The following is a 26,116-nucleotide window of genomic DNA, read 5'->3' on the forward strand; positions in this document are numbered from 1 at the left end:
TCCCCCACTGAAAATCGACCCAAGGAACATTGACAACCAATTTTGCCAGTGAGCAATTCAACGCAGACAGTACAAAAATCTCGCATTAAAAAGCCCGAAGTTTTGAATGCTGTCTCAGGTACAGAATTTTTTAGTTTTCTACTGAGCGTCTAGTCAACCATTTGGCTGAACATTCAGCCTGATGTTAGGTCAATTCACCGATCAAACCTTGGGAAGGATGACTAAAAATATCGCTAAATGTCCGGTCAACTGATTGACAGCACGTTTAGTAGGAAACTAAAAAATTCTGTGGCTGAGACTACAAACTCAAAACTTATCTGACAGAAAAGTTGATTCAGGCTATTAATTTAGTTGGGGTTTATTTTATCTTTCTTAAATCCCTAGATCGGCTTTTTGCTAAGCCTAGATGCACGATTCGTTGATGCTGTCAAACCAACAAATTATTTTGAGGTTTGATAATGAAAGTGACTCATCTAGCCCTCCAGTCCCAAACAAGCAAGCAAAACCCGTTTGTTTCGACTTATGTCGATTCTCAAAACGCCTATTTACCTAAGGCGAATATCTCTATCGTCGTCACCCACAAATGGGAGAAGACCAGATGACTCGTAGGCGTTCCGCCCTGGTAGATGAAAAGCAGCTAGCAAAGTTTGCTACCGAGATAAATTTAAACTTCAAAATGCGGTTAGGTCAAGGTGCTATTCGTGAGGGAGGCTACCACAATCCAAATTTACTCAGCAGCACTTTTAAAGCCGTCGTCGGCGCTTATTATCTGGATAACAATTTAGATGTTGAGAAAGTCCGCGATTTTGTAGAACCGTTGTTTGATTCCGTTCCGGAGGATATTGTAGTGTCTCTATCCAATGTGGACTCGAAAAATCGGTTTCAGCAATGGGTACAAGCAAACCCTGAGCTTGGCTCCACCCCACCTAAGTATGTCACACAACAAGCAGGCGGAACACCCCACGCCCCAGAGTTCATCGCCACAGTGTGTGTGGGCGATAAACCCTATGGGGAAGGTAAAGGTCGCAGCAAAAAAGATGCTGAGAAAGCTGCTGCTGAAGATGCACTGTTCAAACTGAAAAAACGAGGGCTGATCTAAGCTGGAATTTTGGAGAAATTCTAACTTTCGGGTCTTTTGGCTTCTAGGCAAAGCATTGCAAACTCTAAAGAAGAGTGGTAGCGCAGGTTAGAAGTTAAAAGTTATGAAGCCAAAAGATATACTAGGACTGCTTAAAGAAACGTTTACCGAATGGCAAGAAGATAAAGCGTCGAGGCTGGCGGCAGCTTTAGCATACTACACCGTTTTCTCACTTGCGCCACTGGTAATTATCGCGATCGCGATCGCGGCTTTGGTATTTGGGCAAGAAGCTGCCCAAGGTGGAATAGAAGAGCAACTTCGAGGTTTACTCGGTAGCCAGGGTGCCGAAGCTGTCGAAGAAATGATCGCAAATTCTCGTAAGGCAGAGCAAGGCACAATTGCTACCCTGATTAGCGTTGGTCTCCTCATGTTCGGTGCTTCCGGCGTTTTTGGTCAGCTGCAAGATTCACTCAACACCATCTGGGAAGTTGCGCCCAAGCCTGGACGCGGCATCATAGGCTTCATCAAAGACCGATTTTTATCCTTCTCGATGGTACTGGGAATTGGCTTTTTGCTCTTAGTTTCGCTGATCTTGAGTGCTGGGTTGTCAGCAGTAGGCAATTATTTCGGTCATTTGATGCCCGGTTTGCCATTCCTGCAAGTTTTAAACTTTCTCCTTTCCTTCGGTGTCGTAACCGTGCTGTTCGCATTTATTTTTAGAATTTTGCCAGATGCGAAAATCGCCTGGGGTGACGTTTGGATCGGTGCCGCGATCACCTCGTTGCTGTTTACCATTGGTAAGTATTTACTAGGGCTGTATCTAGGGAATGGCAGCGTCGGGTCAACTTACGGCGCCGCTGGCTCCTTTGTGGTGCTGCTGCTGTGGGTGAATTATTCTGCCCAGATTCTCTTTTTCGGTGCGGAATTTACCCAAGTCTACGCCAACAAGTACGGCTCCCGGATTGTCCCTGCTAAAAATGCCGTACCCCTTACCGAAGAAGCGAGGGCGCAGCAGGGGATACCCCGGACTCAGGACATCAAAAAGGCAGCAGGTGAGCAAGAACAGACAAGCGATCGCATATCCAGCTCCTCTACAGGCACAATAGAACGAACGGATCGCTCAAAATCCAGACACCCGATGGTTAACATCCTCGCCTTAATCATCGGTGTCACCCAAGGCTTTGCCCACTTGGTGGGAGGCAAACGGAGGCGGAACAACCGACCCAAATAAGGGCATCTGTAGCCTTTTACATCTAGTTCTCAGACAAGCATTAATGGCGATCGCCATTAATGCTTTATATAACTTTTTGTAAACTTAGTAATTCCTAAGATTTAATAAATTTCAACCACAAAATCCTATTAATACCATTTACCTTTACACTGGCAATATTGGAGTTTTTGTCAATAGCTGCTTATAAACTTCCACAATTTAAACTCATTGCAATCTTGTGAAGTCAAACCAGCTACCGAAAAAAGATTTTTTAGATTTCCGGTACAAGTAGCGCTAAGATTGGCAACTTGGATAAAGTTAGAGACCTTATTTTCGGCAACCAGATGGCGGAAACCGAAAAAAGTGTTAACCCCTTGCAGGAGCATCTGGATAAAAAATGCCCTAAATTGCCAGATTGCACATACAACACTTCAACCTTGGGTTATTTTAGGCTTAAAATCTCAGTAAATAGCTGAATGGCTCCCACCCCCTCACCTGACGTAGCCAATTAATCTCAATAGTGAAACGGGGGATTTGAATAATGACTGACTCTTACACCCAAAATGACTCCAGCGAGACTCCAAACAATAATAATTCTGCATCGCATGAGGAGCTTGCTCAACTCCGCAGTCTGCTCCTTGGTCTTGATAAAAGCGAACTTGACAAACTGTATGAGCGATTAAACAACCCCAACATTCAACCAGAGGATTTAAGCAAAATGCTTCCGGAAGCAATTATCCTGCGCTCAATGCAAGATAAGCAGCTATCCGAAGCAATAGTTCCTACCATAGAAGAAGCCATTCAAACCTCTGTTAGAAAAGACCTCACTGTTCTTGCAGATGCCATTTTTCCTGTAATCGGGCCAGCCAGCCGCAAAGCTATTGCGACAACGCTTGAAGCAACCATCCAATCGCTTAATCAAAGCATTGAACACAGCCTATCCCCACAAGGCTTTAAATGGAGATTGGAAGCTTTACAAACAGGTAAATCCTTCGCCGAAGTTGTGCTTCTCCGCACACTTCTCTATCGAGTTGAACAAGTCTTTCTCATCCACAAAAAAACTGGATTATTGCTGCAACACGTAGTAGCTAATTCGGTAGAGGCTCAGGATGCAGACTTAATTTCAGCGATGTTGACAGCTATCCGGGATTTTGTCCAAGACTCCTTCAGCGTGCAAAGAGGCGAGTCGCTGGATACGTTGCAATTTGGAGAACTGACCATTTGGATTGAACAGGGGCCGCAGGCGATATTAGCTGGTATTATCCGGGGAAACGCTCCCAAAGAATTAAAGTTTGTTTTCCAAGAAGCGATAGAAAAAATTCACCGCCAGCAAAGAAAAGAACTTTATGCTTTCGACGGGGAAACTTCTCCTTTTCAAGCCAGCCAACCTTATCTTGAAGACTGTCTCCAGACTCATTATCAACTAAAAAAAGAAAAAACTTCTCCTTTTTTATTGATATTTTGGGGAGTTATCCTGTTAGCTTTGGGAAGCTGGGGCTTTATTTCCTTCCGAGAAAACAGACGTTGGGAAACTTATCTAGAAAAACTGAATGACCAGCCGGGAATCACTGTGAGTAGTTCCGAGAAGCATTGGGGTAAATATTATATTTCCGGGCTTCGCGATCCGTTGGCAGCAGATCCAACAGCCTTGATGAAACAAGCAAATGTCAACCCCAAGGCAGTTATCAGCAAGTGGAAGCCTTACCTATCCCTTGATTCACAATTTGTAGTCGCCAGAGCCAAACGATTGCTCAAACCTCCTGAAACTGTCTCTCTGAAAGTTGACGAAAATGGCATTCTTTATGCTAAAGGCTTCGCTTCTCGTCAATGGATTGGAGAAACCCGAAAAATGGTGCAGTTCATTCCCGGAATTACTAAATACCAGGAAGAGAATCTGGTTGATACAGAATCAGCAAAACTGCTCTCTGCAAAGGCAGAGATTGAAAAACAAGTGATACTTTTCGGAGAAGGAACTACACAACTTATACCTGGGGAGGAGCAGAAAATACAGAACTTGATTCAAGCAATTAAAAATATTACAAATACCGCACGAGTTTTGGATAAGGCTGTCAGCATTGAAATTTTAGGACACTCGAACGCGGGCGGTTCGGAACAGAGAAACATAATAATTAGCTCTGCGCGTGCAAATGCGATCGCATCTATTTTGACCTCACGAGGGATTGAAAACGTCAACCTGAAAAATATAGGTGTCGGTTCAAGTCAACCTTTAGCCAATAGTTCTACTGATCCGAATCAAGCATTGAACCGCCGCGTCTCTTTCAAAGTAATTATAACCAATGTCCCCAACCGAGGGATTAACTAACCATGATCCAGAAAAAAGTTTGCATGGTGGGTGCCTTCGCTACAGGAAAAACCAGCCTTGTTGCCCGTTTTGTCCACAGCATTTACTCAGACATTTACCAAACTACCGTAGGCGTGAAGATTGATAAAAAATTAGTAAAAGTCGGACAACAGGAAATAAATTTCATTCTCTGGGATCTCTATGGAGAAGACGAATTTCAAAAGGTGCGAATGTCTTATTTGCGCGGCTCATCCGGTTATCTTGTAGTAGTAGATGGAACCCGTCGCACTACCCTTGATAAAGCCTTTAACCTCCAAAAAAGGGTAGAAGATACTATCGGCGCAGTTCCTTTTATTCTTGTCCTCAACAAATGGGATTTAAAAGATGAATGGGATATTGACGACAGCTCAATGGATGAACTAGCAGAAAGGAACTGGACAGTAATTAAAGGAAGCGCAAAAACAGGTTTAGGTGTAGAAGAAGCTTTTCTGACTCTTGGACAACAAATCATGGAGGGATAGATGCTTGACCTTCCGTATCCGATACTTGATTACCTTTATAAGCTGACAATACGAAATTGTTCTCTTGCTTATCTTTTTGTGGAAAAGAATGGTTGGTTGTCTAATTGGGGAGGGAACTTGGCCGCAAGGCTGGAAAGCCAAGCGCGTCCGAAAGAGATTTTTATCGATGAACATACTTTTCAAAAGATTGATAGGTTACAAGAAAAATTTTCCCAAACTACCCTGCCGTTGACAGGAATAGTTGAACCAATAAAAATATATTCTTGCTTGGTAAAATCATGAATAAATCTATCACAGATGAACTTTTTGCAATTCTCGATACTGTAGTTTTAGAACATCTGAATGACTGTTATTTTCAAGTCGTTGGCAATGTACCAAAATGGTTCATCCAATTTTACCCGGATGTCACTTCGGAAGAGAATAAAATAAATCTACAGACAAAGTTTCCTTTTCTGGAAAATTTTCTCATCGACGCTGAAGATTTTTGGCATGATAATATCCCCCAACCTCTGAAGTCGGGATTGTGGAGTGAAATTGATATGTCCGGCCAGGAATGCCATCTTGAGGCTTCAGCAGTTCGTTTGGAAAATAAGAAAATACTATTAATTGAGTTATTAGGTGTTGCTTATGAAGAGAAACAGTCTCTTATACAAAAGGCTAGGCAAAATAGTTTAACTCATCACTATTTACTCAAAGAAACTCAGAAAAAAGAAATTTTACTTCACTGCATTTTACACGATGTGGCGGGGCAATTAACGGGAATAAATTGCTGTTTTGCACTGCTGGCTATGGAAAATTTGACAGCTAAAGGACGAGATCGCCTGGAAATTGGGAAAAGGCAATCTATCAAGCAAGAGATGCTGATTCAGGAGATATTGAAGGCATTTTCTGCTGAGGTAAAATCCCTTGAGGATTTTACTGTCGATTCTGCCCAAGCTCCAGATGCGGTGAGGTGTGCAAGGGAGGTTGTAGAGGCTTTGTTGCCGACTTTTTCACTAAACAAAAGAATATTGCAATTGGAGCCAAATATTGATTTGGCTCAAGATTGGAAGGTAGTTGGTGAAAACTCACGTTTGGAGAGGGTGCTTTTTAATTTGGTGGAAAATGCTTTTCGTCACAGTCCGTTGGGTTCTACTGTGACGGTTGACGTAAACCAAGACGGCGAATTTATTCTGTTTACTGTGGACGATGAGGGGCCTGGGGTGCCGGAGGATATTTCTAAAAATCTATTTCAAAAATTTTCCCAAGGACGAGAGAAATCTGGCAAGGCTGGATTAGGACTATATTTTTGCCGCATTACGGTTGAACGCTGGGGTGGTAGCATTGGTTATTCAACTCGTCCTAAAGGTGGTTCGTGTTTTTGGTTTCGCCTTCCTAGAGCAGTTTTGCAGGCTCAGGCTGGGAATCAGAATTGATTTTAGATTTGGACTTCTAAGGGAAAAATAACGGTGAAGGTGGAGCCAATGCCGATTTCGGAAACAAGTTCCATTTTGCCTTGCAATAGTTTGACTAACCGAGAGACTATTGCCAGTCCCAGTCCTGTACTGTGAGGGTGGTAAGATTGCTGGCTGGAACCAGCTTGAAAGTAGGGTTCAAAGATGCGGATTTGGTCTTCTGGTTCTATGCCAATTCCGGTGTCAGCGATCGCTATCGCCCATTCCTCTGGCGATACTGTTTGACAGGTTAATTTAATACTTCCCGCCTCGGTGTAACGAATCGCATTTGAGAGTAGATTTGTGATAATCTGCTGCAATCGCAAGGGATCTGTGAAAACTTGATCGGGAGCGGGTGTTGGGCGTAGCCCTTCTCGAAGAGTAGGAAAGCTATCGGCGGTAGCGGAATCGCACTCTACGATCATCTGTAGCTGTTTTGAGTTTGCCAAAGGCTGCACCATCTCGATAACGCTGTTAATTAAAGAGCGCACATTCGTGGATGATGGCTGCAATTTCATCTTCCCAGCTTCATAGCAGGAAATTTCTAAAGTATCGTTGATCAGACGAAGTAACTGTCGCCCGCCCCATAACACTTTATCAATGTGTTCCAAATTGCGAAAGTTGTCGTTTACCTGATCTTTCTTTCTTTGTTGGAGCAAAAACAGCTCTGAATAGCCAATAATTGAGGTCAAAGGGGTTTTCAGTTCGTGGGCTAGATGAGAGAGGCTTTCCTGATTAGCTCTCACTAAGCGAGTCAGTTCCTGATTGTTAAGTTGTAACTGACTTTGCAGCTGCTGTAATTCCGCTAAGCGCTGCTCCATGTAGCTTTTAAAACATTGCGCGATCGCTTCATCCACTACAGCATCGATTAAACGAACCGCTCGCATCACGTCTATCGAAGATGCCTGCTTCAGATCCGCCTCTAAAGTAGAAAATGTCACCTGGCGCAGTAGACGATACTCCCGCGCAATTTCTATTGGCTCAAAGCCTTGTCCAGCCCGGAGAACGCCATGCTCCAAACTCGCCTCTACTAAAGTATTAATATCACTTTCCTGATATTTTGCCAGCACGGTTGCCATCGCCCTGAGAACATCGGGAAGATGATTCTCTATAGCCGTGCGGGATAGATCCTCGGCACTTTGAATCTGCCTATCACTGCGAACGGCTTCAATCCATTTATCTGTAATTGTTTCAGATTTATTGATGAGTAGTTGACTAAAATCCATTATGGCTTAGGCGCTCTTGAGTCTTTAAGCGTAGCACTTCCTAAATTTACCTTACCTTAAGGAGTACACGAGCTGACTAAGCCCAATGTTTTTGAGCGCCTACCTAGCCATTGAAAACCCAGCTTTATGCCTCTAATTCATAATCAATTTTAGGCTTAGTTAGCTGACTGTTTTCATTCCAACTCGCTGCTATTTTCATAAACGCGCAGGAGATCGCATTTGATTTTATCGACTAATTTTGTACTTCCTTTCATGCCTTTCTCAATTTCAAGTTGAGCATCGGGCATGGCATCAAAAAATAAACGCTCTCCCGGAAAAACTATCTTTTCAAAATTAAAGTTATCAATATTAGTAAGTCGTGCAATTTGAATTTGGCTAGTAGAATTAGTATAGAAGCAAAGGATTTGCTCAGAAGATTCAGAAGCCAGAGGGGAAAGTGTTTCAAGGATAGTTGCCACCTTATAACTCCTATAATGTTTAGTTATCTCTTCTATTTTTAACATAATGTATTTGCACTTCGCCACACTATCTGCCTAAAGAAAGGTGATAGGTTAAGCATTGATGTATAGCTGGATTCAAACTTACAAAATTTTAGAATAAATGACAGTCAACTTTTCAGTACAAATACGGAGACAAAAAATATAAAAACTTATATGCCGTGAGTAAGATAGACGAATTATAAAAGGAGTGTTAAACTCGACAGAGGTTTGAGTAAGTCAGCCTAATCCAGTGTTTTGCAGCCTATAAGTCGGCCTGGAAGCTGGAGCGGAGGAACCAAATTTTGGGGCATATCTGGAACAAGGTGATAGGTAGAAGGCAAAAGGTGGAATAAAAAGATTATTCATCCTTCCTCTTTGATTCTTCATCGAACGTCTAGAGGGGCATCTCTCAGCCCTAGCCCGTCAGCTAACTTCGTAGGCATTGAGAGGAGACTGGTAAAGTCAGCATTTTTCGGAATGTTCTGAACTTGTCAGTGTCCCCGGCTGGTACTGCTCTCGTTTCGTGTACCAAAAAGAGTGACTCTGAGGAGCTTCATAATGATATTGCAGCTGAATCTGTCTGCGATCGCTGTTGCTGGGCAGGTAGCCTGGAAACGAGCAAAACCTGTGATAGTCCGGGATGTAGTTATACTTCCTGCCCTTGGTTTTTTGGGGTTGATATTACTGTGGTGGATGGTAGCCTTGTGGCGAAGCGATTTGATGCCCACCCCAGCCCAGGCTTTAGTTGCTAATTTGGACTTTATTCTCAACCCCTTCTATGAACGCGGCCCCGGAGATTTGGGGATTGGATGGTTATTACTAGCCAGTTTGCGACGGGTATTAATTGGTTTTGGACTGGGTGCGCTGGTGGCAATTCCCATTGGTTTTCTGATCGGGATGTCCAAACCAGCGATGATGGCACTCAATCCCGTAATTCAAATTCTCAAACCCGTATCGCCGCTAGCTTGGCTACCTATCGCCTTAGCTATCTTCAACTTGGCAGACCCCTCAGCAATCTTTGTTATCTTCATCACCTCTTTGTGGCCTACGATTATCAACACCGCACTGGGGGTTTCTAGCGTTTCCAAAGATTATCTAGATGTAGCACGAGTGCTGGAAATGCCACGCTGGCGACGGATAACTAAGATTATTTGGCCTGCAAGTTTGCCATACATTTTTACTGGTTTGCGGATTAGCTTAGGTATTGCTTGGCTGGTAATTGTTGCTGTAGAAATGCTCACTGGTGGAATTGGAATCGGCTTCTTTGTTTGGGATGAGTGGAGCCGCTTAAACCTGAGTTCCGTATTTCTAGCAGTGCTGGTAATTGGCTTAACTGGGTTACTTTTAGACTACGCAGTTGATCAACTTCAGGCTTTAGTGACTCACCGCCGTCCTAAAGCTTCTTAGAAACATCCGGCGAATAGAATTCGCAGCTACGCAAACAAAACTCGCCGAAGCTTGCGGTTTCAACATACTTAATACTTACATAGCCTCGCATTCTGCGGACTTAACTTGCATCGCTGCACATTATCTTCGCTAGGGCTAAGGTACGCTTTCTACAGGAATTGCTGTTAAATACTCAATTCCTGTGATGACTAATAGGTAACTGTTAAACCCAGTGGCGTTTGGTTGAGTTAAAGCATTAAAAAACCAAAACTATGAGTTACACCCCAGATTGGACGCGACGAAAATTTCTTGAGGGCATGGGTGCCACAGCAGCAGGGATGGCATTATCTTCATGTACAATTAGCGGCGATCGCTCTGCCAAAGGACTCACCGAAGAAGCTAGGGCAATCGAACAGGTAGTAAAACCTGGCGATTTAGAAAAATCTGACATTACCGTTGGCTACGTTCCCGTTAATGACTGTGCGCCCTTTGCGATCGCATGGAAAAAAGGATTTTTCCGCAAATACGGCCTTAACGTCAAACTCATCCGCGAAGCTAGCTGGGCAACCTCCCGCGACGGATTAATATTTGGGCGCACCGATGCCGCGCCTGTTGTCTCCGGAGCCGTAACTAATGCCAGAATCGGAGCCGAAGGCGCACGCCACGCTCCCATGTGTGCCGCTATGGTAATTCACCGTCACGGTAACGCCATGACGATGAACAAAGCTATGTGGGATTTTGGGTTGCGCCCCTGGCATGAGTACCAACAACAGTATGGCGATCGCGCTTTAGAAGAATTTGGTAAACAATTTAGAGCCTACTTTGACAGTCAACCACCAGAACGCAGAGTTTGGGCTGTTGTACTCAGTTCATCCATTTACGAATACTTCGTCCGCTATTTATCTGCCGCCGCCGGAATCGATCCCATCAAAGAGTTTCGCGTCATCATCGTTCCCCCGCCGCAGATGGTTAGTAACGTGCGGATTGGTGCAATGCAAGCCTACATGGTTGCAGAACCTTGGAATACACGAGCAATTTACGAAAAAGCAACTACAGGCGAACAGGGAATCGGTTTTACCTTCGCTCAAGGTAAAGAAGTATGGTTGGGACACCCAGACCGACTTTTGGGAGTGATGGAAGAATTTATTGATAAAAATCCTAAAACTTATCGTTCCCTGGTCAAGGCAATGATTGAAGCCTGCCAGTATTGCAGCAAACCCGAAAACCGCCAAGAAGTAGCCACGCTACTTACCGAGCGCTCGTTTACGGGTGCAAAACCTAAAAAAGGCCCAGTGGATAAGTTTACGCGCCCTGCAATTATGGGTGAATACAACTATGGGGGCTTTGATGGCAAAGACCGCACTATAAAATCCACTGACGGCACAATTTTCTTTGATATTCCTAACGGTATTCCCAAAGAGCCAGGAGAACATTCAACGTTTCTCTGGCGCTCCAGAAGCATTTGGTTGATGACTCAAGCAGCTCGTTGGGGACAAATTAAGGAATTTCCTAAAAATGCCGAACAACTGGCAAGCAAAGGCTGGCGAACCGACCTCTATCGCAATATTGCCGCAGAAATGGGAATTGAGTGTCCTAAAAATGATTACAAAGTAGAACCACCTGATGTATTCATCGACAAAAAAGGCTTTGATCCCAGCAATCCAGTGGGGTATCTCAACAGTTTTGAAATTCGGGCGAACCGTCCTACTCGTTTCTTCATGTCTTAATTAATAGCCATTAGGTAATTGGGCAGGCGATTAAAAGGCAATTACAACTCATCTAACATTCAGGAGGCTTTTATGACTCAATTTACTTCTTACTCAACAGGTACTAATGAAACCTTACCTGGTAATGGTTTTCTGGAGATTGAAAATATCGTCAAGTCCTACCCAACTGCCGATGGAGGTGAGTTTGTAGTTTTGGACGGTGTAAATCTCACCATAAAGGAAGACGAATATATTTCTGTGATTGGGCACTCTGGCTGTGGCAAATCAACGCTACTCAAGATGGTAGCTGGTTTAGAAAAAGCCACTTCCGGCTCAGTGCGACTGGAGGGCAAAGAGATTCGTAAACCTGGAGCCGAGAGAATGATGGTATTTCAACATTACTCTCTGTTACCGTGGTTAACGGTCAAAGAAAACATCCGTTTGGCTGTGGATGAAGTCCTGAAAAAAGCCACCCGTGCCGAAAAAATAAGCATTGTTAATGAACACCTAGCAATGGTGAATTTGAATGCCGCCGCCGACAAATATCCCGATGAAATTTCCGGCGGTATGAAACAGCGGGTAGGCATTGCACGGGCCTTAGCAATTCGCCCTAAAATGCTGTTAATGGATGAACCTTTTGGGGCATTAGATGCGCTGACCAGGGGGAAATTGCAGCGACAGGTACTCGATATTTGGGAAAAACAACGGCAAGCGGTAATGATGATTACCCATGATGTGGATGAAGCGTTGTATATGTCAGATCGGATTGTGCTGATGACGAATGGGCCTCACGCCAAGATTGGGGAAATTTTGGAAGTGCCTTTTCCTCATCCACGCGATCGCCAACAAATCCGCGAATCTAAGGAATACTACGAGCTACGCAACCATGCTCTAAATTTCCTAGATCGCTACTTCACTCAAGACGAGTAAATTCCACCCGCCTCTTATCTCTTATCCATCATTTGTTTTATTTGAATGAGGTAAAAGCTGTGAATATTAAGCCAATGTTGGTACGCCTTGAAAGCGCAATCGGTCGAAATGATTTAATGGAACAAATGATGTTGCTGCCTGGGTCAGTTTCATCATCTTCTGTTAACACTGAATCCAAAAAATCAGTCAACTTAATCGTTGGTTACAACAGATCCCCCAGCAGTCAAACCGCTCTGGATGTCGCTCTGTGGATTGCCCATCAAACTCGTTTAGTCACCAAGAAGCAAGTCACAGTTCAAATTGTCTATGTTGTAGATGACAATTCCAGCAATCATCATCCAAATTTCTTCGACTTTAAGCCAGCAAGTAACCCATCAATTCAATACAGCCCATTAAATTCCAAAGCATCTGCATTCAAGTCTGCAACACCTGTCTTTACTCAACCAACACATCAGCCAGTAGCAGCAAGCCCACGGGTGACATCGGTAGATCCTTCCTATTTCAGAGCAATGTTCTATCAGGATCAATTCGCGCAAGCAAACCGAGTCTTATCACAAGCAAGAAGCCTTGCTGAAGAATGGAGCAGTTCTTTCAAGGCTCATCTCCGCTTTGGTTGCCTTGCGGCGGAACTAAAGAAAGCTGTTGAAGCTGAAGCGGCAGCGGCACTGCTGCTAGGCTGTAATTCTATCAATCATCCGCTTGTCCAGCAACTAGGTGATGATTTCCCTTGTCCGGTACTGGGTATTCCTAGTGTGCTAAATTTGCAGGAGGATTTTAACCAAGACCAGTAGCCATAGTTGTTGTGAAAACTTGCTACTACTTATACCGAGTTGCCGTCAAACACATCCTTATTAACTCTCTTAGAGGACGTCTGAAAAGTCATAATCGAGACGCTTAGAGGGTGGAGATCCCCCTTGCATCCCCCTTCTCAAGGGGGACTAAGACTTGATTCTCCCCCCGATGAATTGGGGGGCTGGGGAGGATCAAACTAACTTTTGACACTGGGACATCCTCTTAGGTTGGGCGATAGGGAAACCCAACCTGCTATCAGTGAATGCAACTTGGGATCAATGCAATTGAGGAGGGGGGGCAATCACGATCCGTGTAAATGGATCGTGATTGCCCCCCCTCTTTAATCATTCTTTGAATGTGCGACACTACAATTATTATTTACTAACTAATTTTTCCAGTAAGATGCAAGCAGTAATAAAATTCAGCCCTTGAGGTATTGTGTGGAAAACTGGCAAGGCATTATTGCTACCGTAACATTTATAAGTGTCATTGTATTAATCATGACCGAATGGCTGCACCTAACGATTGCTGCCTTTGTGGGAGCATTGCTACTGGTACTTACCAACGTCATGACTTTGACAGAAGCTATTGACTACATCAGTAAAAGTCATGGAACGCTGGGCTTATTCTTTGGAGTCATGGTACTCGTGCGGGCATTTGAGCCAACCAAGATATTTGACTACTTAGCAACTCAAATGGTGCTGCTAGCCAAAGGGGAAGGCAAACGGCTATTACTAGGTATTGTAGGCATTACTACCCCAATTTGTGCAGTTTTACCCAATGCAACAACAGTAATGTTGTTGGCACCTTTAATTCCCCCAATGGCACAAGAAGTAGGGGTAGATTTTGTTCCCTTACTGATTCTAATGGTATTTGTTGCCAACAGTGCTGGGCTATTAACGCTAGTTGGAGATCCAGCCACATTTATTGTGGGTGATGCAGTCAATATCAGCTTTACAGATTACTTAACTCGCCTCAGTTTAGGTGGATTAATTTCTGTTTTGACAGTTTGCATCATGTTACCTTTCTTATTTCCCAAAACTTGGCGCAAAAAGTTGGACGATTTGGAGCATCTGCCACACCCTAAAATTAATCATCCGCGAGTTTTGGCAGTAGGCGCCTTAATCGTAGCTTTCGTGCTGATATTTTTTGTGGTAGGAGAAACGCTACCAATTCCTATGTCACCTGCCACAGTTGCTTTATTAGGAGCAGCTTTGGCAATGCTCCTTTCTCACCATAGCAAGATTGATACAGTCAACAACATATTGCGGGATGTTGACTGGAGTACCTTGCTATTTTTTATGTGTACTTTTGTACTAATTGGAGGTTTAGAAAAAACCGGAGTTATTAACGGATTATCAGGAGTATTAGCAGTAATATTAGGACGCAATATTTTCTTGGGTTCCCTACTTTTGCTATTTTCAGTAGGTATACTATCGAGCGTTGTCCCTAATATCCCGCTAGTGGTGGCAATGGTGCCGTTACTCAAACAGTATGTAGTTAACGTCGGCTTTGTAGGATCAGAAGTGCTAGAACCGGGCTTTCAAGGGCAGTTTCCACCGGAAGTTCTACCCTTATTTTATGCCATGATGTTTGGTGCCACTTTAGGAGGAAATGGCACTTTAGTTGGAGCATCTTCCAACATCGTAGCCGCGGGAATTTCTGAGTTACACGGGCGGCGAATTTCGTTTAAAACTTTTCTGCGTTACGGCATCCCAGTAGCGGCAATACAACTTATTGGCGCAGCTTTGTATGTGATAGTGCGATTTTTACTCTAGACGATGCAAATTTAGTATATTAGCCAGGAAAAATAAAAAGGCAAAAATGATTCTTTATTTTTGCCTTTTTATTTTTACCTTTTTAGTGGGTGTATGAAACCAGGTGCAGCACGTCGCGAAGTACGCTATAGCCAGCCAGATCCCAAAGTAAGTAGGCAAGAAAACCGATCATAGCTAAGCGTCCATTCCACAGTTCGGCTTGGGGATTCCAACCAAACAGGAAAGCATTACGATCTTTACCATTGTACTCAGTAGCAACAGGTGGAGTTGTAGTTGTAGGGCGAGATTGCATTGTTTTTGGCTCCTGAATAAAGTGTGTAGTGAAGGGTTTAATTGTTATTTAATTATTGGCAGTACGTCACGAAGGAAGCTAACGCCGGCAATATCCCACACTAGGTAGGCCATAAAACCGATGGCGGCTAAGCGTCCGTTCCACAGTTCTGCTTGGGGATTCCAACCAAAGATAAAAGCGTTACGGTCAACGTTGTTGTAAGCTTTAGCAACAGGAGGTAAATCAAGGGTGTTTTTTTCCATTGTTTTTGCTCCTAACAATCAATCAAAATGCGGACTAGAGAAATTTAGTATCCAACCAGGTTCAGCACGTCGCGAAGTACGCTATAGCCAGCTAAATCCCACAGTAGGTAAGCAAGAAAACCAATCATTGCTAAGCGTCCGTTCCACAGTTCGGCTTGGGGATTCCAGCCAAAGATAAAAGCGTTACGGTCAATACCATTAAATGCTTTGGAAGTTGTAGGTAAATCAGTAGGGCGAGTTTCCATTGTTTACAGTCCTTAATAAATCTTTGTACTTTTATACTAAGCATCCTCATTGGATAGGCTCTCTGCCTGTAGTAGCAACCTGCACACCCTTCTAAGGGAGGATTTTGAGGTATTTTGGGAAAGGTAAGCCTATCGAAAGAGGGCAAGAAAGAGTCAGGGCGACAAAATTCTTCTTCTCGGCTAAGATAGGACGCTTTTGAGGTATTTTGGGAAAGGTAAGCCTACCGAAAGAGGGCAAGAAAGAGTCAGGGCGACAAAATTGTTCTTCTCGGCTAAGATAGGACGCTTTTGTTGCTAACAGCGGGTAGGAATATCATTTGTGTAGAGATTTGATGGGCTACCAACCAATCCCTCCAACCAAGCAAAAAAGGGGGCTAATGTGTAGCGTCACTAATGAAAATAGGTATAAATTCAATCAGGTGTTAATACCTAAAAAACTTAGCTTATCGACAATAATTTCCCAGTTGTAGAAACTTGAATTAGCTATAAATGACTTCTGGGTGTTTTAAGCAAACAAATTAAATAGAGAAAGCTAGACTTTCGTTAAATATTATTGCTTTACTACTTAAATTGAACTGTTAGTCGCGATCGCATCTTCTCCCTCTAGCTGCTCAAAAGAGCAGCTATCCTTCCGTAGCGTAGCGCCCTCATCTTACCAAAGGCATATATTTCAGACCTCAGGAGGATGCTGTAACCTGCCGTAGTCGGCGATTCTGACGTACATAGGCGATTTTTGCCACAAATGCCACAAATACAGAGTTCCTGCTTAAGTAGGTGAGTAGAAAGAAGCCAAAAACACAAAAAACCCGTTTTTTTGAAAAAAGCGGGTTATGTCGTGGTCATTATACTCTTAAATTGGCCAGCATAACTTGACCAAGAATCAAGAATGAGTGAAAAAGTGGCAAAAAAAAAGTAGGCTAAGGGTGCCAAAAACGCAGATTTTCGTGGCTGATAGTGGAGGCAGTTCATAATGACTACTTACTTAATTTATAATTTGCGCTGGCTTTAAGGTTCTGGGAAGGAAAAACCATGTTTGAAACTACGTCAGGAATAATGGAACTGGACAAAGCGCTATTTTGGATAGGGCAACTTACGCCAGTCGATCCAGCAGTAAACACGCCAGAACGAGCGGCACTTGTATTTTCAGGGCCAGAGTTTTTTGTGGCGCTGATTGCTGGGGTGGTGCTGGCGTTTGCATTGCAATTACTGTTAACAAACCTCTCCGTCGCCGCCGGGATTTCTTACTTAGGTCATCAATCAGATTCAAGTTCTAATGATGATAATGAATCTGGTAGCTTGGGCGGGACAATTCGCAAAATAGGGACAGCAGTCGGAATTTGGACGCTGGTGACTGTCACCATTGCGTTAGCGATCGCGTGTTTCCTGGCTGTGAAACTCACCCTGGTTAGCAGTAGCGGTTTAGGTGCCATTATTGGTTTGGTAATTTGGGCGACCTACTTCTGCCTGCTATTTTGGGTAAGTTCAACGACAGTGGGATCGTTAGTTGGTTCAGTCGTTAATACTGCAACCAGTGGCTTCCAAGCAATTGTCGGCACAGCAACCGCCGCCATAGGTGCACAAGCTGTTAACAATCAAGTTGTATCAACCGCAGAGGCGGCAGCAGCAGCAGTGCGGCGAGAACTGGGATCGGGGATAGATCCTTCCAGCATCCGCGAAACGCTGGAGGATTATTTAGGCGCTTTGCGTCCCCCAGAACTCGATATGCAAAAGATTCGAGGTGAATTTGAAAGATTGCTGAGTGACCCGCAACTAAAAGCGATCGCTAACACCGACAATCTCCGCAACATCGACCGCCAAACCTTTATAAACTTGGTAAGCGATCGCACAGACCTTTCAAAACGCGACATGAACCGCATCGTCGATCAACTCGAAGGCGTGTGGCGGCAAGCCGTGGGATCGCGAGAGCAACAAACAGATCGGATGGGCGAACTGCTCAACTATCTGAAGTCTGCACAACCTGGTCAAGTGAAGTCAGATGATATCAACGCCAAACTCGACCAGCTGATTGCAGAGATGCGGGACTCTAAGAAATCCGATCAAAAATCAGCTGACGAAGCAGCTCCTGGCCCAATTCAGCTAACCGTTCAGCAGGGTTTAACTAGCCTCATGGGATTGGCAATGGGACGCACGGATCTCTCAGATTTAGATGTGCAAACCATCTTAAGTTCGCTCTCCAAAGCTAAAAACAAAGTAACCGAGCAAACTGACAAACTAGCGACACAAGCAGGAGTTAAACCAGAACTCCCCTACAGCACCATTCGAGCCGATGTAGAAAACTACCTGCTCAACACCTACTCCTGGCAGATCACCCGACCAGGACTCAACCGGGAATTCAAAGAAGTCATCTACGATCCCCAAGCCGATCCGGGGACAATTCGCCGCGAATTAGAGCAACTAGACAGGGGGTATTTTGCCAACCTGCTGCAACAGCGGGGCGTATTTACCCAAGACAAAATCAACGACATTGCCGATCAATTAGAAGGTATCCGCCAAGAAGTTTTGGTGACAGTGCGCGCAGCTGAGGAAGAAGAAAAGACGCAGATCCTGCGTCGCCGAGTGGAAGAATATATCCAAACAGCTCCCACAACTGAACTCACTGCACCAGGCATCAACGACAATTTCAAAGGGGTGCTAGAAGATCCAGATGCCGACCACGAGACACTTGAGCGTCGCCTTGCTTTGTACGATCGCTATGCCTTGATGCAATTGCTTCGGGGACGTACAGACATCACCGAGGAACAAGCCGATCAAATCAGTGCCAATCTGGAACAATCACGCGATCGCGTCCTCATTGAATCCCAAGCCCTGCAAGACCGGGTAAAATCCGAAACCGAGGCGCTGTGGGTGAATTTAGAGTCTTATCTGCGGAACACAGGTAAAGACGAACTGAATCCCGAAGGCATCCAGCGGGATCTAAAAACTCTTCTTTCCGACCCGCAAGCCGGACTATCAGCGCTACAAGCAAGGGGTTCTCGCTTTGACCGCGATACCTTAGTCCAGCTACTAAGTCAGCGGCAAGACTTGAGCGAAGATCAGGTCAATCAAATCATCGATCAGGTGCAAAATTCTTGGAGCAACGTTGTCCACGCACCACAAATGGTCATGGATAAAGCCAAACAGCAGGTAGACAAAACCAGCACTGCTCTAACAGATTACCTGCGAAACACAGGTAAGGATGAACTGAATCCCGAAGGCATCCAGCGGGATTTGACCAGACTGCTCTCTGACCCCAAACAAGGTGCGACCGCACTGCGGCAACGTCTGTCTCAAGTAGACCGCGATACTTTGGTGAAGCTGCTGAGTCAGCGGCAAGACCTCAGTGAAGATCAGGTAAATCAAATCATCGATCAGGTGCAGGGTACGATCAAAAACATCGTCAGAGCGCCCCGTCGCTTTGCCACCCGGACTCAGACACAAATTCAAGATTTCCAAAGCACCCTGGAAGACTACCTGCGGAATACTGGCAAAGACGAACTCAACCCAGAAGCAATTAAGCGCGATTTGCAGTTGTTGCTGCACGATCCGCGCACCGGAGTTGAGAGTATAACAGATCGCTTGTCGCACATCGACCGCGATACGATGATCTCCCTAGTGTCGCAACGGCAAGATATTTCTGAGGAAGAAGCTACCCGAATTGTGGATCAAGTCCTCTCGGTACGCGACCAATTTGTTGAGCAAATTCGCAGCATTCAGCGGCGAATTCAAGACACGGTTGACGGCATTTTTGCCCAGATTCGCAACTACCTCAACTCGTTGGATCGCCCGGAACTCAACTATGACAGCATCAAGAAAGATGTTCGCCAGTTGTTTGACGATCCGCAAGCTGGGTTTGATTCGCTTAAAGATCGCCTCTCCCATTTCGATCGCAACACTCTGGTTGCGATTATGTCTTCCCGTGAGGATATCTCCGAGGCAGATGCGAACCGACTTGTCGATCAAATTGAAGGCGCACGCAACAGCGTACTGCAACGAGTGGATCGCCTCCAACAGCAAGCCCAACGCCGCTTAGACGAAGTGAAGTATCAAGCGCAGCGACAAGCGGAAGAAACCCGCAAAGCTGCTGCCTCTGCTGCTTGGTGGCTGTTTGGGACTGCGGCAGTTTCAGGTATTGTCAGCGCGATCGCTGGCGCTTTAGCTGTCGCCGGAACCCGTTAAAAGTAGAGACCTTCTATACTTCCCAGGCTCCCGTCTGGGAATGAGATGAACCAAATTTATTTCAGCCTCTCTAAGAGAGGCTTTTTTTTATATTAATTACACCTTTAGGCAGATTTAGTATTATGCCAAAAGCGAAGTAAGTATATGCACAAATAGCCATGAGCTTGACAGCATCTTCTGTTTGGGCGATCGCTATCTTTATCCTCACTCTTACCCTCGTCATCTGGCAGCCGCGAGGTTTGGGAATCGGCTTTAGCGCCGGGGGAGGAGCATTGCTGGCACTTGCCACAGGTGTTGTCAGCTTGCAGAACGTCCCCCAAGTCTGGCAAATTGTCTGGAACGCCACCTTCACTTTGGTGGCACTGATTATAATTTCCCTAATTCTGGATGAAGCTGGATTTTTCCTTTGGCTGGCACTTCATATCGCCCGGTGGGGCAGGGGTAGCGGCAATTTACTTTTTGCCCTGATTGTGCTGTTAGGAGCAGCTGTTACAGCAGTATTTACCAACGATGGTACCGCCTTAATTTGGACACCAACTGTGATGGAAATGCTGCTAGCACTGGGGTTTGGCAGTCAAGCTATCCTTGCCTTTGTCATGGCTTGCGGCTTCATTGCCGACGCCACCAGTCTGCCCCTATCTGTCAGTAACCTGGTTAATATCATTTCCGCCGACTATTTCCAGATTTCCTTTTTGCGCTACGCCTTGGTTATGGTGCCAGTGAATGTTGTCGCAGTTGTCAGCAGTTTAAGCGTCCTCTGGTTCTACTTCCAGCGAAACATCCCCAGTAGTTATAGTGCCACTCTGCCAAACCCGTCTACTGCCATACGCGATCGCCTAGTGTTCCGTTGGAGTTTCCCCATTTTAGGCTTGCTACTAGGCGGATACTTCCTAGCCGAACCCTTAAACATACCCGTTTCCTTAGTCGCTGGGTTGGGCGCATTGGTCATGCTAACTTTAGCGGGGCGATGGTTCCAACCCTCAGTCCGCCCAGTCATTAACCTCCGCCAAGTTTTGCGAGTTGCCCCTTGGCAAGTAGTTCTCTTCAGCTTGGGAATGTATCTAGTCGTCTTCGGGTTGCGGAATGCTGGCTTAACAACTTTCCTCAGCTTGAGTTTAGAAAATCTATCTCAGTGGGGAATCACCCTCACCACAATAGGTACAGGCTTTTTGGCAACTCTGCTGTCGTGCGTAATGAACAATTTGCCCACTGTGTTAATTAATGCCTTGGCAATTCAAGACATCAGTAGTTCTTCCCCAGAGATCCGCGAGGCAATGATATATGCAAACGTCATAGGCTGCGACTTGGGGGCAAAGATAACGCCCATTGGCAGTCTGTCTACTTTGCTATGGCTGCACATTCTAGCTCGTAAAGGACTCTTTATCAGCTGGGGTGAGTATATTCCCATTGCCCTGATCCTGACATTGCCAGTGCTATTTGTAACCCTTTTAACTTTGGCAATCTGGCTACCCTGGCTAGTTGCCTAATTATCCCAGAGATAGAGGCTTAGTTCATGAACGCTTCGTAAAGTTTAAGCAAGTTTAAGTAAATTTACTTTGTTGATCTTCATCACAAAATCCGGAACGTCAGATCACAAGACTGTATTAATCAGTGTCAACACGCAGTTTTTGAAAAAGCTGAATACTAGCATAGCGATTCAGTAAATATAGAGAGGTGCTTATGGTACTGATGCCTAAAACTTTTCCAGAAAACACTTCTAACTGGCGCATCTACTCAGAAGAAGCCCGTGGCTGCCAAAAGCAAGCAACGCCGTTGTCATGGACTAATAAAGCATCAGAAACCGTAGTAGCCTGCCAGCCAACTCAAGAGTTTGAACAACGTCCCGTAGAAGCGTCCCTCCAAGCATCGCCTCTAAATTTGGATTCCACACTGGAGGAATTAACTCTCCACGACGCTTGCATCGATTTGGAATGTACCGCCGAGGAAGTAAGTAAGCTTTTTGAAGCTAACCCGTTGCTTCCAGGCATCATTATTGCCGACGGGGGTAATTTCGTAGGGATGATTTCGCGGCGGCAGTTTTTTGAGTGCATGAGCCGTCCCTACAGTTTAGAATTATTTTCCAAACGTCCTGTACTGGCGCTATACAGCTTTGCCCAAAGCAAAACATTAGTATGCGATCGCAACGCCTCAATTGTAGAAACAGTGCAGCAGTCATTAGAGCGATCGCCTGAATCAATGTGCGAACCAATTGTAGTGCAACTATCAGGAGCCTACAAACTCTTAGACGTGCATCAGTTACTATACGCCCACTCGCAAATTCATCAGTTAGCAACAGAAGCCCTGCGGCTATCAGAAGCGCAATCTAGACAACAAGCAACCAAACTAGAACAAACCCTGTACGAACTCCAGCGCACCCAAACCCAACTAATTCAGACAGAAAAGATGTCCAGCCTGGGGCAAATTGTTGCAGGTGTCGCCCACGAAGTTAATAACTCCGTCAACTACATACACGGTAATTTAGCTCATGCCAGCGATTACGCCTACGACTTGCTGCACCTAGTGCATCTCTATGCCAAGCATTATCCCGAACCTGTCCCCGAAATTGAAGAGGAAATGAAGGCAATTGACCTTGATTTTCTGATATTAGACTTGCCGAAACTCCTATCATCAATGCAACTGGGATCAGAACGCATTTGTGATATTGTTCTTAGCTTGCGGAACTTCTCCCGACTCGACGAAGCCGAAGGTAAGCCAGTCGATATTCACGAAGGCATTGATAGCACACTACTATTTTTGCAAAACCGGCTCAAAGGGCAAGGGCAACGTCCCGACATTGTTGTGCATAAAAAGTATGGCGACCTTCCTTTAGTAGCTTGTAATGCTGGAGAACTCAATCAAGCATTTATGAATATCCTCTGCAATGCCATTGAAGCTGTGGAGATGAGGACTGAGGACTGGGGGCTGGGGACTGGGGACAAGGGACAAGGGACAAGGGACAAGGAACTGGGTAAGAGTCCTTCCAATTCCCAATACCCAATCCCCAATCCCCAATCCCCAATTCCACAGATTCAGATTTGCACCGAAGTAGGAGATAACAATCAAGTATTAATTCGCATTACAGACAACGGTGTTGGGATGACATCTGAAGTGCAGCAACGTCTATTTGACCCTTTCTTTACAACAAAATCTGTAGGCAAAGGTAGTGGTTTAGGGTTATCAATTAGTTATCAGATTGTAGTAGAAAAGCACTGTGGCAAATTGACCTGTGTTTCCGAACCAGGCATTGGTACAGAGTTTGTAATTGAGATTCCCATTCAGCAGTCCAATTGTGAATCTACTCTCTCTCGGTGCGCGTGAAATTTGAGTTATTAGTATTAGTATAAAACGAGCGATACCACCTACCCCCTTAAAAAGGAGGTAGCCCACCCAGGAATATAGAGAGTTATATCAAAACTTGCTTATAAGCTCATCAATTACTATTTTGACTGAAAAATTGCTTCAGCAGCATTACGATGCTAATCAGTTGCCGATGGAGTGGCTGAAAAGCGGTTGTGATTTATCTCCCTTTAGGCGATCGCATATTGAAGACACTCGATTATTTACCCATCGCTGAGATTGAGCGCGATCGCGTCCTAGCCTCCCGTTGCGCGGACGAGAGTTTATTCGCCCTTGACTAAGCCCACCCCAGGCAGGCTGCGCCAACAGTCGTGGCGGAAAAGCCTTGCCAAAGCTTGTTCCCTAGTGTTAGATAAAATGCGATCGCGATTTTCCTTTGAGATGAAAATCCCCATCCTCTGCAACCGGGCAGCAGGGATTTTACAGCAAAATCCGAATACTTTATATAATTTTCGTTAATAATTGTCAAGGCATCCATAAAAAACTATATTATGTGTAAACTCCACATAAAGATGTCAATTTAGTAAAGACCTAAGTCTCGGTAGAAATCAGGGGAAGCATGGAGGAGTGCATTTAAGGAAAATAGGTAGGTGAAAAATGACAATGCAGGCGGCAAAACCCCGAATCAGCGATAGCAGAGGATTAGAATTCAAGAAAAATCGTTTTTTTACGCTCTCTCTGGATATGTTTTTCGTAGCCGGTTTCGACGGCTACTTCAAGCAACTTAACCCGATGTGCGAAAAAACACTGGGATTCACAACCGATCAGCTTTCGGCTAAACAGTGGATCGAATTTATCCATCCCAAAGACCGTCAAGCTACCATCGCTCAGTTGCAGGAAATTTCCAGTAGCACAGAAACTATTTCCTTTGAGAATCGCTTTCGCTGCAAGGATGGCTCCTACAAGTGGCTTTTGTGGAACGCCGCCGTCTGCCATGAAGAACAACTGATTTACGCCACCGCCCGTGATATTACTGAGCGCAAACAATCAGACGAGGCGCTGCGGGAAAGTGAGGAGCGCTTCCGCTTGTTAGTCAAGAATGTCAAAGACTATGCCATTTATATGCTGGATACCAGCGGCAAGATTATCAGTTGGAACAAAGGTGCAGAAGGAATTAACGGCTATCAAGCCAGTGAAATCATCGGTCAGCATTTCTCCAGCTTTTTCCCCAGCGAAGATATCCAAAAAGGCAAGCCAGAGCAAGTCCTGAAGAAAGCGGCAATAGAAGGCCGGGTTGAATGCGAAACATTGCGCTTACGCAAAGACGGTTCGCAGTTTTGGGCAAATGTCGTAGTAACAGCCTTGCGAGGCGAAGACGGATGGCTGCGCGGCTTTGCCACCGTGACGCGCGATATCACTGAGCGCAAACTTGCACAAGTGGCACTGGAAAAAGCTAACGACGATTTAGAAAGACGAGTCGAAGAACGCACCACTGAGCTAAAAGCAGCCAACGAGCTTCTTTTAAAAGAAGTTGTCGAGCGCAAAGCGGCTGAGGAAGCCAGAGGGCAATCAGAAGCACAATTGAGAGAAAAAGCGGCCAAGCTAAAACAAGCCTTGAGCGAATTAAAACAAACTCAGGCCCAGCTGATTCACAGTGCAAAAATGTCCAGTTTAGGGCAGTTGGTGGCAGGTGTCGCCCACGAAATTAACAACCCCGTCAGCTTCATCCACGGAAACCTGGAATACGCCAGTCACTACATTGAAAGCTTGATGGAGTTGTTGCAGCTGTATGGAAAGCATTATCCCAAACCAGCTGCGGAAATCGAAGATTTCCTCGAAGAATTCGACCTAGATTTTGTGATGGCAGATATGCCCAAACTGCTGTCGTCAATGAAGTTGGGGGCGGATCGCATCCGTCAAATTGTCTTATCGTTGCGCTCCTTCTCGCGCCACGACCAAGCGGAGAAGAAGTCTGTCAATATTCACGAAGGCATTGACAGCACTTTGAAATTGATGCAAGACCGCTTAAAGGCTACTCCAGGGCAGAAAGCGATCGCAATCATTAAAGAGTATGGCGACCTGCCACCCATAGACTGTTATGCTGGTCAGCTCAATCAGGTATTGATGAATATCCTTAGTAATGCCATCGATGCTTTGGAACTGGGGAATCGGGAATCGGGAATCGGGAATGGACAAGATTCTTCCGAAATTCCCACCCCAGAGATTCGGATTTGCACCGAGGTTGTAGATTCAGATCATGTCCTCATCCGGATTATTGACAACGGTTGCGGGATGACCGAGGAAGTACGTCGAAAGCTATTTGACCCTTTCTTCACCACAAAATCAGTGGGCGCAGGTACAGGACTCGGCTTATCTATTAGCTACCAAATTGTTGTAGAAAAGCACGGCGGTCAATTAACCTGCGTTTCCGAACCTGGGAAGGGTGCAGAATTTTTGATTAAAATTCCTATTCACCAATACCGTTCTCAACCAATTCTGTCTCGGTGCGCGTGAAAAGAAATCAAAAGTCCTCATTCCCAGCCTCGGACTGGGAACGAGAGAATTTTATTGACAAACCCACTTCCAAAGTGGGTGTGTTTTCCCCTGTTGGCGAATTTGACAGACCTGTTGCTCTAAGCGTTGTTGTTCCCGATGAGGCATTCCCAACAAAATGTTACGACTTTGCCAGACTAAAACGGATACGGTCATGCCAACACAGAAGGCGAGTCCCAGTGTCGGTAGCGGATTATAAAAAAGACCATATCGCAATGCCGCCCAAGTAAAGTGTTCCCATATCAGAGAAATTGGGTAACGCAAGCCCCACAAGCTTAAGGGACCAACAGTAATCCAGAGTAACCCGGCAACTAACCATCTGCCGTAGACAGTAAGCTGGTGTAACCTTTGCACTTGTTGCCCAAAGCTAGGGTCATCCGAGGGATGAAGGATGAAGGATGAGGAATGAATTGGTTGCTCATCTGGCTTGTGGTCTGATTGATCGCCGCTTGGCTGATTCATTCTTTTGC

23 protein-coding genes, 1 pseudogene and 1 riboswitch are annotated in these 26,116 nt (G+C 45.1%); of the genes and pseudogenes, 18 read left to right on the forward strand and 6 right to left on the reverse strand.

Features of this window, described 5'->3' with window-relative positions; genetic code table 11:
- Window positions 1–458: 458 nt before the first annotated feature.
- The 7 genes and pseudogenes from H6F74_RS19700 to H6F74_RS19730 all read left to right on the forward strand — a co-directional run bounded on the left by H6F74_RS19700 (window position 459) and on the right by H6F74_RS19730 (window position 6,526).
- Window positions 459–602, forward strand: coding sequence for a hypothetical protein (locus tag H6F74_RS19700; protein ID WP_190444123.1), 144 nt, complete (start codon window positions 459–461; stop codon window positions 600–602).
- Window positions 554–1,099 (forward strand): annotated as a pseudogene (locus tag H6F74_RS19705) (putative dsRNA-binding protein); the annotation flags it as partial. The gene H6F74_RS19700 and the pseudogene H6F74_RS19705, both read left to right, overlap by 49 nt.
- A gap of 103 nt (window positions 1,100–1,202) precedes the next feature.
- On the forward strand, window positions 1,203–2,309 hold the full coding sequence (locus H6F74_RS19710) for a YihY/virulence factor BrkB family protein (RefSeq protein WP_190443892.1): 1,107 nt from the start codon (window positions 1,203–1,205) through the stop codon (window positions 2,307–2,309).
- A 520-nt stretch (window positions 2,310–2,829) separates the two neighbouring features.
- Window positions 2,830–4,611 (forward strand): OmpA family protein, encoded by a 1,782-nt coding sequence (locus tag H6F74_RS19715; RefSeq protein WP_190443893.1) that lies wholly within the window; start codon window positions 2,830–2,832, stop codon window positions 4,609–4,611.
- 2 nt (window positions 4,612–4,613) lie between these two features.
- Window positions 4,614–5,111 (forward strand): Rab family GTPase, encoded by a 498-nt coding sequence (locus H6F74_RS19720; protein WP_190443894.1) that lies wholly within the window; start codon window positions 4,614–4,616, stop codon window positions 5,109–5,111.
- Window positions 5,112–5,393: a hypothetical protein gene (locus H6F74_RS19725; protein ID WP_190443895.1), complete on the forward strand. Its 282-nt coding sequence runs from the start codon at window positions 5,112–5,114 to the stop codon at window positions 5,391–5,393.
- Window positions 5,390–6,526: an ATP-binding protein gene (locus H6F74_RS19730; RefSeq protein WP_190443896.1), complete on the forward strand. Its 1,137-nt coding sequence runs from the start codon at window positions 5,390–5,392 to the stop codon at window positions 6,524–6,526. The genes H6F74_RS19725 and H6F74_RS19730 overlap by 4 nt, the downstream gene beginning before the upstream one ends.
- A 2-nt stretch (window positions 6,527–6,528) precedes the next feature.
- Here the strand turns inward: H6F74_RS19730 and H6F74_RS19735 are convergent, their stop codons facing one another.
- Together H6F74_RS19735 and H6F74_RS19740 are read right to left on the reverse strand one after the other, a co-directional pair.
- Entirely contained in the window at window positions 6,529–7,770 is a 1,242-nt protein-coding gene (locus H6F74_RS19735; protein WP_190443897.1) for a sensor histidine kinase, read from the reverse strand.
- Window positions 7,771–7,943: 173 nt separating this feature from the next.
- Entirely contained in the window at window positions 7,944–8,273 is a 330-nt protein-coding gene (locus H6F74_RS19740; RefSeq protein ID WP_190443898.1) for a DUF1830 domain-containing protein, read from the reverse strand.
- Between the two features lie 205 nt (window positions 8,274–8,478).
- Window positions 8,479–8,706: riboswitch (cyclic di-AMP (ydaO/yuaA leader) on the forward strand.
- Between the two features lie 101 nt (window positions 8,707–8,807).
- Between H6F74_RS19740 and ntrB the strand changes: the two genes are divergently transcribed.
- The 5 genes from ntrB (at window position 8,808) to H6F74_RS19765 (ending at window position 14,841) form a co-directional block, all read left to right on the forward strand.
- Window positions 8,808–9,656, forward strand: a complete 849-nt coding sequence (ntrB, locus tag H6F74_RS19745) for a nitrate ABC transporter permease (RefSeq protein ID WP_190443899.1) — start codon at window positions 8,808–8,810, stop codon at window positions 9,654–9,656.
- A gap of 251 nt (window positions 9,657–9,907) precedes the next feature.
- The gene (locus tag H6F74_RS19750) at window positions 9,908–11,362 is read left to right on the forward strand and encodes an ABC transporter substrate-binding protein (protein ID WP_190443900.1); all 1,455 of its coding nucleotides are present in this window, start codon (window positions 9,908–9,910) and stop codon (window positions 11,360–11,362) included.
- 72 nt (window positions 11,363–11,434) lie between these two features.
- Entirely contained in the window at window positions 11,435–12,271 is an 837-nt protein-coding gene (locus tag H6F74_RS19755; protein WP_190443901.1) for a nitrate ABC transporter ATP-binding protein, read from the forward strand.
- Window positions 12,272–12,330: 59 nt separating this feature from the next.
- A complete protein-coding gene (locus H6F74_RS19760) occupies window positions 12,331–13,062 on the forward strand; it encodes a universal stress protein (protein WP_190443902.1) in 732 nt (243 codons plus the stop codon).
- A gap of 441 nt (window positions 13,063–13,503) precedes the next feature.
- Window positions 13,504–14,841 (forward strand): SLC13 family permease, encoded by a 1,338-nt coding sequence (locus tag H6F74_RS19765; protein ID WP_190443903.1) that lies wholly within the window; start codon window positions 13,504–13,506, stop codon window positions 14,839–14,841.
- An 82-nt stretch (window positions 14,842–14,923) separates the two neighbouring features.
- Here the strand turns inward: H6F74_RS19765 and H6F74_RS19770 are convergent, their stop codons facing one another.
- The 3 genes from H6F74_RS19770 to H6F74_RS19780 are packed head-to-tail and all read right to left on the reverse strand — an operon-like array spanning window position 14,924 to window position 15,620.
- Complete coding sequence (locus H6F74_RS19770; protein ID WP_190443904.1) at window positions 14,924–15,133, reverse strand: chlorophyll a/b-binding protein; 210 nt, start codon at window positions 15,131–15,133, stop codon at window positions 14,924–14,926.
- A gap of 44 nt (window positions 15,134–15,177) precedes the next feature.
- Window positions 15,178–15,375 (reverse strand): high light inducible protein, encoded by a 198-nt coding sequence (locus tag H6F74_RS19775; RefSeq protein ID WP_190443905.1) that lies wholly within the window; start codon window positions 15,373–15,375, stop codon window positions 15,178–15,180.
- A 44-nt stretch (window positions 15,376–15,419) separates the two neighbouring features.
- Window positions 15,420–15,620, reverse strand: coding sequence for a chlorophyll a/b-binding protein (locus tag H6F74_RS19780; RefSeq protein WP_190422335.1), 201 nt, complete (start codon window positions 15,618–15,620; stop codon window positions 15,420–15,422).
- Between the two features lie 1,029 nt (window positions 15,621–16,649).
- Between H6F74_RS19780 and H6F74_RS19785 the strand changes: the two genes are divergently transcribed.
- The 6 genes from H6F74_RS19785 (at window position 16,650) to H6F74_RS19805 (ending at window position 25,607) form a co-directional block, all read left to right on the forward strand.
- Entirely contained in the window at window positions 16,650–19,796 is a 3,147-nt protein-coding gene (locus tag H6F74_RS19785) for an MFS transporter (RefSeq protein ID WP_190443906.1), read from the forward strand.
- Window positions 19,797–19,954: 158 nt separating this feature from the next.
- Window positions 19,955–21,283 carry an arsenic transporter gene (locus tag H6F74_RS19790; protein WP_190443907.1) on the forward strand — a complete coding sequence of 443 codons (1,329 nt, stop codon included), beginning with the start codon at window positions 19,955–19,957 and terminating at the stop codon, window positions 21,281–21,283.
- Window positions 21,284–21,476: 193 nt separating this feature from the next.
- Window positions 21,477–23,114 carry an ATP-binding protein gene (locus tag H6F74_RS19795; RefSeq protein WP_242022220.1) on the forward strand — a complete coding sequence of 546 codons (1,638 nt, stop codon included), beginning with the start codon at window positions 21,477–21,479 and terminating at the stop codon, window positions 23,112–23,114.
- Window positions 23,115–23,238: 124 nt separating this feature from the next.
- Complete coding sequence (locus H6F74_RS30615; RefSeq protein WP_277875828.1) at window positions 23,239–23,370, forward strand: hypothetical protein; 132 nt, start codon at window positions 23,239–23,241, stop codon at window positions 23,368–23,370.
- A 56-nt stretch (window positions 23,371–23,426) separates the two neighbouring features.
- Window positions 23,427–23,612, forward strand: a complete 186-nt coding sequence (locus H6F74_RS19800; protein WP_190443908.1) for a hypothetical protein — start codon at window positions 23,427–23,429, stop codon at window positions 23,610–23,612.
- A 138-nt stretch (window positions 23,613–23,750) separates the two neighbouring features.
- Window positions 23,751–25,607 carry a PAS domain S-box protein gene (locus H6F74_RS19805; protein ID WP_190443909.1) on the forward strand — a complete coding sequence of 619 codons (1,857 nt, stop codon included), beginning with the start codon at window positions 23,751–23,753 and terminating at the stop codon, window positions 25,605–25,607.
- Window positions 25,608–25,658: 51 nt separating this feature from the next.
- Here H6F74_RS19805 and H6F74_RS19810 read toward each other — a convergent pair whose 3' ends face one another.
- A complete protein-coding gene (locus tag H6F74_RS19810) occupies window positions 25,659–26,108 on the reverse strand; it encodes a hypothetical protein (RefSeq protein ID WP_206756332.1) in 450 nt (149 codons plus the stop codon).
- Window positions 26,109–26,116 lie beyond the last annotated feature (8 nt).

Origin of the sequence: Trichocoleus sp. FACHB-90 (assembly GCF_014695505.1) — a bacterium.
GTDB classification, from domain to species: domain Bacteria; phylum Cyanobacteriota; class Cyanobacteriia; order Cyanobacteriales; family FACHB-T130; genus Funiculus; species Funiculus sociatus.

Bases quoted from the DNA above. Each gene is read 5' to 3' on its own strand.
- H6F74_RS19790 (WP_190443907.1), top strand. From the start codon at position 19,955: ATGAGCTTGACAGCATCTTCTGTTTGGGCGATCGCTATCTTTATCCTC.
- H6F74_RS19735 (WP_190443897.1), bottom strand. From the start codon at position 7,770: ATGGATTTTAGTCAACTACTCATCAATAAATCTGAAACAATTACAGAT.
- H6F74_RS19780 (WP_190422335.1), bottom strand. From the start codon at position 15,620: ATGGAAACTCGCCCTACTGATTTACCTACAACTTCCAAAGCATTTAAT.
- H6F74_RS19715 (WP_190443893.1), top strand. From the start codon at position 2,830: ATGACTGACTCTTACACCCAAAATGACTCCAGCGAGACTCCAAACAAT.
- H6F74_RS19700 (WP_190444123.1), top strand. From the start codon at position 459: ATGAAAGTGACTCATCTAGCCCTCCAGTCCCAAACAAGCAAGCAAAAC.
- ntrB (WP_190443899.1), top strand. From the start codon at position 8,808: ATGATATTGCAGCTGAATCTGTCTGCGATCGCTGTTGCTGGGCAGGTA.
- H6F74_RS19740 (WP_190443898.1), bottom strand. From the start codon at position 8,273: ATGTTAAAAATAGAAGAGATAACTAAACATTATAGGAGTTATAAGGTG.
- H6F74_RS19805 (WP_190443909.1), top strand. From the start codon at position 23,751: ATGACAATGCAGGCGGCAAAACCCCGAATCAGCGATAGCAGAGGATTA.
- H6F74_RS19725 (WP_190443895.1), top strand. From the start codon at position 5,112: ATGCTTGACCTTCCGTATCCGATACTTGATTACCTTTATAAGCTGACA.
- H6F74_RS19720 (WP_190443894.1), top strand. From the start codon at position 4,614: ATGATCCAGAAAAAAGTTTGCATGGTGGGTGCCTTCGCTACAGGAAAA.
- H6F74_RS19785 (WP_190443906.1), top strand. From the start codon at position 16,650: ATGTTTGAAACTACGTCAGGAATAATGGAACTGGACAAAGCGCTATTT.
- H6F74_RS19770 (WP_190443904.1), bottom strand. From the start codon at position 15,133: ATGCAATCTCGCCCTACAACTACAACTCCACCTGTTGCTACTGAGTAC.
- H6F74_RS19755 (WP_190443901.1), top strand. From the start codon at position 11,435: ATGACTCAATTTACTTCTTACTCAACAGGTACTAATGAAACCTTACCT.
- H6F74_RS19810 (WP_206756332.1), bottom strand. From the start codon at position 26,108: ATGAATCAGCCAAGCGGCGATCAATCAGACCACAAGCCAGATGAGCAA.
- H6F74_RS19775 (WP_190443905.1), bottom strand. From the start codon at position 15,375: ATGGAAAAAAACACCCTTGATTTACCTCCTGTTGCTAAAGCTTACAAC.
- H6F74_RS19710 (WP_190443892.1), top strand. From the start codon at position 1,203: ATGAAGCCAAAAGATATACTAGGACTGCTTAAAGAAACGTTTACCGAA.
- H6F74_RS19795 (WP_242022220.1), top strand. From the start codon at position 21,477: ATGGTACTGATGCCTAAAACTTTTCCAGAAAACACTTCTAACTGGCGC.
- H6F74_RS19730 (WP_190443896.1), top strand. From the start codon at position 5,390: ATGAATAAATCTATCACAGATGAACTTTTTGCAATTCTCGATACTGTA.
- H6F74_RS19750 (WP_190443900.1), top strand. From the start codon at position 9,908: ATGAGTTACACCCCAGATTGGACGCGACGAAAATTTCTTGAGGGCATG.